We start from the raw sequence: 6,570 nt of genomic DNA on the forward strand, positions 1-6,570 counted from the left end.
ATTAAACTTATTCAACAAGTGCAATACAGTTCAGCTTATTCTTTTAAATATTCCCCCCGTCCTGGAACAGTGGGAGCCACAATGAAAAATCATGTTGATGAATCTGTAAAAGATGCCCGACTTCAACATTTACAAATCCTTCTCCTTGAGCAACAAAATGCGTTTTTGCGTTCTAAAATTGGTCAAAAAACGAACGTTCTCATCGAAAAACCTGGACGTCACTCAGGGCAAATGGTAGGACGTTCCCCTTGGCTTTTACCTGTTGTCGTCGATACAGAAGCCTCTACAGGTAGCGTGATAGAAATTCATATTAAAAATGCAAGCTCAAACAGTTTTGTTGGTGAAGTGACAAATAGATAAACATGCCTCTAACACCTTGTTCACAATAAATATTTTGGAAAACTCTTTTATTTTAAAAGAAAACGATTACATCTAAAGCGTGCACTTTTTGTAAAAAATTGTCTTTATAAAGTTTACTTAACAAAATGTGCAATATTTATGTAGATATGGAGAATAGACTGAAAACTTCAACCGAAAAAATAAAGCGTATTAAAGAAAAAGTAAATACGTCCCTTGAAAAGGCTGATACCTTGAAACAAACAAGCGCTTCAGATCTGAGCCAAGTTGTTTTGATTTTCGAAAATAATAAATATGCAAAAGCAGTTTTTGGTAAATTTGACGAAAATCTCGCTTATATCGAAAAAAAACTCGAACTTAGTATTCATCCGCGTGGTAATGAAGTCTTAATCCGTGGAAATATTTCTGTTATAAAACGTGCGCAATATGTATTGCAGCAGCTTTATGAACGAGCCAAAACACATCAAGAGCTCACTTTATCAGATATAAAAGGAGCGATTTCTATGGCAAATATACCAAAGAAGCAGAAAGAAGACACAATAGCACACAAATCTGCAACGAAACGTATACCAGCAAGGTTGAGTACCCATAAAAAAATAATTCATGCAAGAACTCCAACACAAGACGCTTACATAAGCGCTATGGAGCATACTGAACTTGTGTTTGGTATAGGACCAGCAGGAACAGGAAAAACGTATCTTGCTGTTGCTCATGCTGCAATGCTTCTAGAACGCGGTATCATTGAGCGAATTATTCTCTCACGTCCGGCTGTTGAAGCTGGAGAACATCTTGGTTTTCTTCCCGGTGATCTCAAAGAAAAAGTCGACCCATATTTACGACCACTTTATGATGCTCTTTATGATATGATGCCCGCTGAAAAAATAGAACGCATTTTAGCCTCTGGTGTCATAGAAATTGCTCCTCTCGCCTTTATGCGCGGACGAACACTTGCCCATGCCGCTGTTATTCTTGATGAGGCACAAAATACTACACCCATGCAAATGAAGATGTTTCTCACACGTCTTGGAGAAGGAACGCGTATGATTGTTACCGGTGACGTAAGCCAAATTGATTTGCCTATAGGGCAAAAATCAGGTCTCATTGAAGCAATTCGCATTCTTTCAAATGTAGAAAGTATCGCAATTGTGCATTTTGATGAAAAAGATGTTGTACGCCATCCACTTGTTGCTGCTATCGTTGGTGCTTATGATCGTGATTCAGAAATACAAAATAAAAAAAATCATTCGCATGCGATGCATTAAAAAATGAATTTGATTCATCATGATTATTATTGATATAATGATTAAAAGCGCAGGGTGGAATGATGAGAAAATGCTTTATAATATCACTGAAAAAGCATTAATGACAACTATGCATCATGTTTCATTGGCAAATGTTGTAAGCGAGATTAGCTTGCTTTTTACGAATGATGAACATATGGCACAAATCAATGCACAATGGCGCAACAAAAACAAATCTACTAATGTATTATCCTTTCCTGCTTTTCCACTTAAGGCTGGAAATCGACCTGGTCCCATGCTCGGTGATATTATTATTGCCCGAGAAACTGTTGTTTTCGAAGCAGAGAAAGAAGGAAAAACATTTCAAGACCATTTAACACATATGATTGTTCATGGTATCTTGCATCTGCTTGGTTATGACCATGAAACTGATGATGAAGCATATAAAATGGAAAAGCTCGAAAGAGAAATTCTTCAAAAGCTTTCCATAAGAGATCCTTACGCATAATTGTCTATCAATGATAAAATTTAACTTTTAAAATTAATATTACAAGCATACCATTTAAAGCCTCTTATTTATCTATTATAAGAAAGAAAGTTTAGAAGATTTCAAAACCATGGACAACAAAATAAATACACAAAATAATAGTCAAACATCTTCTAACAATGAAAAAAAATCTTCTCAACAGACGAATCATACAGAAAAATATTCTCTGATGAATCATTTATTTTCATTCTTACGTGGTCGTAATTGTGCACCTACGTCACTGCGCGATGATCTTACCGTTGCCCTCACGACTAACAATGAAAAAGATACCGCCCCCTTCTCGCCTGAAGAACGTACTATGCTGCATAACATTTTACGTTTACGTGAAGCACGCGTGGATGATGTTATGATACCTCGTTCTGAAATCGAAGCATTAGAAATAAACACTTCACTTGGAGAAACCCTTAAATGTTTTGCAAAAATTGGTCATTCTCGCATACCCGTTTATGCTGAAACTTTAGATGATCCGCGCGGCATGATCCATATCCGCGATATTCTTAACTATATGATTCGCTTTATTATCAATCCAACAAAAACCGAACAAAAATCCGATTTTCTTCAATTAAACCATACAGACTTACATACTCCAATCGGTGAATTGGACTTGATCCGAACAGTTCTCTTTGTTCCCAGTTCTATGCTTGCAAGCAAATTATTAACACGGATGCAAACTACACGAACTCAAATGGCTTTAGTTATTGATGAACATGGAGGAACAGATGGTCTCGTTTCAATGGAAGATATTGTTGAGTTAGTCGTTGGGGATATCGAAGATGAACATGATAATGTCGACAATGCTATCGTACGTGAACCCAATAATAAATGGCTCGTTGATGCAAGAACTGAACTAGAAGATGTGGAGAAAGCTCTTGGTCCTGATTTTATCGTAGGGGAATATGGTGATGAAGTTGATACTATTGGTGGTTTGATCGTCTCCATTCTTGATCGCATTCCTGCCAAAGGTGAAATTGTTGAAGCTGTACCTGGCTATAGATTTCGTATTTTAGAAGCTGATAAACGCCGGATTAAACGGTTGCGCATTTTTCGCATTCCAAAAAATGAGAATCTTGAAAACAATGCCATCCCTAAAGAATAGTTCAGCGTTTTTACACAATTTCATTGTTTTTTTATTCTCTGTTACAGGCTGGAAACGCCAAGCATGGATATTTCTGTGTGGTGCTCTTACTTCTTTTGCACTTCCACCCTTTTATTTAACACCTCTTTGCTTTTTAACTTTCCCTCTCTTTATTGTTTTACTGGACTCAATACAAGCCACCAAAAATAATAAAAAACATTTTTTTACTTACGCTCTAAGCTGTGGAACCTTTGGTTTTAGTTATTTTATTTGCGGCCTTTGGTGGCTATGCAATGCTTTGTTAACAGATCCAGATTCTTTTGGTTGGGCCGTCCCATTAGCCATTTTAGTCCCTCCACTCTACCTTTCTCTTTATTGGTTTTTTTCTGGTTTCATTGTCGGTTTATTATGGACAAAAGGAATAGCACGCTTTTTTGTTTTAGCCTTTGCATTAGGATTGTCCGAGTGGTTGCGTGCGTTTTTATTCACAGGATTTCCATGGAACTCTCTTGGCTATACAGCCATGCCAACCCCAATGTTCATGCAATCTGATGCAATCGTGGGACTTTACGGAATGAATATTCTTGCTGTCTTAGCCTACAGTTTGCCAACTGTTTTACTCACAGATGAAAAAAAGAAAGTGGCACTTTCTCTTTGCTTATCACTTATCTTCATTCACTGTGGTTTTGGGTTTTATCGTCTTCATACTATAGAAGACACAGCTGAAGATCAAAAAAGTGCTTATTGGGTGCGCATTGTTCAACCGTCCATCCAACAAAATATAAAATTGCGTGATAATACACGAGAAGCTATGTTGGAAGCGCATATGAAGCTAAGTGCAACACCAACAACCGATCAAAATTCAGAACCCGATTTTATCGTATGGCCTGAAGCTTCCGTTCCTTACCTTCTCTATGATCAATCATCTATCACAATGCACATCGCCTCTCTTTTAAAACCTAAACAATGGGCTATTGTTGGAGCAATACGCGCCAGCAATGATCTACCTTATTCCCAAACACAATATTTTAATACAATTGCAGTCATTAATGCTCAAGGTAATATTTTAAATACTTCCGATAAACTTCATTTGGTTCCTTTTGGTGAGTATCTTCCTTATCAGAATTTATTGAAAAAAATTGGATTGCGCACCCTTGCCGATAATATTGGTGGATATAGTGCTGCAAGTGTGCGCAAAATTGTTACAATGCCAAACGGATTTTCTTATCTACCCTTGATTTGTTATGAAGCAATATTTCCCCATGAAATGACTTTCAAAGGCTCCCCGCCTCAAGCAATTATTAATATTACAAATGATGCATGGTTTGGTGTAACACCTGGACCCTATCAACATCTTCAACAAGCACAGCTTCGTGCCGTTGAACTGGGAATTCCCCTCATACGGGCAGCCAATAATGGCATATCAGCTGTTATTGATTCTTATGGACGAATCGTTGTAGCTCTTCGACAAAATGCTGTGGGCATTATTGATTCACGAATTCCATCATCCATTACCCCTATAGGAAGCAATGAATACAGAACTTTCTCTACTTTTACCTTATTCATCCTTATGCTATTGTGTCGTATTGGTTTTGGTTTTACAAAACAGCTTAAATGATTCAAGTGCCCTTTGTACGGTATTATGTTGCGTGTACCAGTAATATTGGGAAAAAATATTACATATTGTTTTAATTATATGATAAATCAACTGCGCATAAATATGATGTTGGTTTAGAAGAAAAATGCTGGAAATAAAGAGTTGCATTATGACCGAAACTAGAAAAAAACCTGACCCTATAGATATCTATGTTGGAACTCGTATCCGTTTACGTCGTAATATTTTAGGACTCACTCAAGAGAAACTAGGTGAAAAATTAGGAATTACTTTTCAGCAAATCCAAAAATATGAAAAAGGAACAAACCGTATTGGTGCCAGCCGTCTTCAAGCGATAGCGGAAATTATGGATGTTCCTGTTTCTTACTTTTTTGATAAAGGACTTACCTCCCAACAAGTAGAAGGTTTTGCTGAAAGTGAACACAATTTTATAGACTTTTGTTCTAGCAGCGAAGGGATTCAGCTCATGCGCGCTTTTACAAATATATCTGATGCTAAAGTGCGTCGAAAAATTATTGACTTGGCAAAAGCACTTTCTGAGGAAGATTTGACAAATAAGTTATAAATTAAAATTATATCTTTTCTCTTTTATTCATATACATTTGCATTGACTATTTGCTGTAGAATTAGCAAATGGTGACGACTTTAGTAAGCAATTGATTAAATCGTTGGTTTTCTTTTTTGAAGGAGTTCCTATGCCGCATCAAGATTATCTTTTTACGAGCGAATCGGTATCGGAAGGACATCCTGATAAAATTTGTGATCGTATTTCCGATGAAATCGTTGATATGATCTATAAAGAAGCTGAAAAGACTGGTACTGATCCATGGTTAGTACGCGTTGCATGTGAAACTCTCGTCAGTGTCAACCGTGTTGTTATCGCTGGTGAAGTGCGTGTTCCCGATACGCTATTAAAAAAAGATAAAAATAAAGAATTCATCTATGATAAGACTGGCTTTCCACTCATTAATCCTACACGTTTTCGTACAGCAGCGCGCCGTGCTATTCGTACCATTGGCTATGAACAAGCAGGATTCCATTGGAAAACTGTTAAAATTGATGTTCTTTTGCGCCCACAATCAGCTGATATAGCAAGAGGGGTTGATAATGCTACGGATCGGCATGGTGAAGAAGGAGCAGGTGATCAAGGCATCATGTTTGGATATGCTTGCCGTGAAACACCTGATCTCATGCCTGCGCCAATTTATTATGCGCATAAAATTCTCAAACTTCTTGCCGCAGCCCGTCATAAAGGAGAGGGAGAAACTGGAAAATTAGGACCAGATGCTAAAAGCCAAATAACCATACGTTATAAAAATGGAAAACCGATAGAGGTCACATCCATTGTTCTTTCAACGCAGCACCTTGATGAAAGTTGGGATTCCAATAAAGTGCGTACAGTGGTTGAACCTTACATTCGCCAAGCTTTACATGACATTCCCATTTCAGCTCAATGTAGTTGGTATATAAACCCAACAGGAAAATTTGTCATTGGTGGTCCTCAAAGTGATGCCGGATTAACGGGACGCAAAATTATTGTGGATACTTACGGAGGTGCAGCACCCCATGGAGGCGGTGCTTTTTCAGGAAAAGATACAACAAAAGTTGATCGTTCTGCTGCCTATGCGGCACGCTATCTGGCTAAAAATATTGTTGCTGCTCATTTAGCAGAAAGATGCACCATTCAACTCTCCTATGCAATTGGTATTGCACAACCTTTATCTATTTATCTTAA

The 6,570-nt window shown here is 37.6% G+C and carries 7 protein-coding genes; all 7 read left to right on the plus strand.

Annotation, left to right across the window (positions count from 1 at the left end):
* A partial coding sequence (locus ACFIO3_RS06860) for a TRAM domain-containing protein (protein WP_375704237.1) occupies positions 1–360 on the plus strand: 360 nt, incomplete at its 5' end.
* Between the two features lie 158 nt (positions 361–518).
* The gene (locus ACFIO3_RS06865) at positions 519–1,619 is read left to right on the plus strand and encodes a PhoH family protein (RefSeq protein WP_375610576.1); all 1,101 of its coding nucleotides are present in this window, start codon (positions 519–521) and stop codon (positions 1,617–1,619) included.
* A 19-nt stretch (positions 1,620–1,638) separates the two neighbouring features.
* Positions 1,639–2,106: an rRNA maturation RNase YbeY gene (gene ybeY / locus ACFIO3_RS06870; protein ID WP_375606792.1), complete on the plus strand. Its 468-nt coding sequence runs from the start codon at positions 1,639–1,641 to the stop codon at positions 2,104–2,106.
* Positions 2,107–2,215: 109 nt separating this feature from the next.
* Positions 2,216–3,241, plus strand: a complete 1,026-nt coding sequence (locus tag ACFIO3_RS06875) for a hemolysin family protein (RefSeq protein WP_375606791.1) — start codon at positions 2,216–2,218, stop codon at positions 3,239–3,241.
* Entirely contained in the window at positions 3,204–4,838 is a 1,635-nt protein-coding gene (gene lnt, locus ACFIO3_RS06880) for an apolipoprotein N-acyltransferase (protein ID WP_375606790.1), read from the plus strand. Before ACFIO3_RS06875 ends, lnt begins: the two co-directional genes overlap by 38 nt.
* Positions 4,839–4,986: 148 nt before the next feature.
* On the plus strand, positions 4,987–5,400 hold the full coding sequence (locus ACFIO3_RS06885) for a helix-turn-helix domain-containing protein (protein ID WP_375606789.1): 414 nt from the start codon (positions 4,987–4,989) through the stop codon (positions 5,398–5,400).
* A gap of 130 nt (positions 5,401–5,530) precedes the next feature.
* Positions 5,531–6,570: methionine adenosyltransferase (gene metK, locus ACFIO3_RS06890; protein ID WP_375704238.1), on the plus strand; the 1,040-nt coding region annotated here is incomplete at its 3' end.

The organism is Bartonella sp. AD328YNZD (assembly GCF_042196425.1).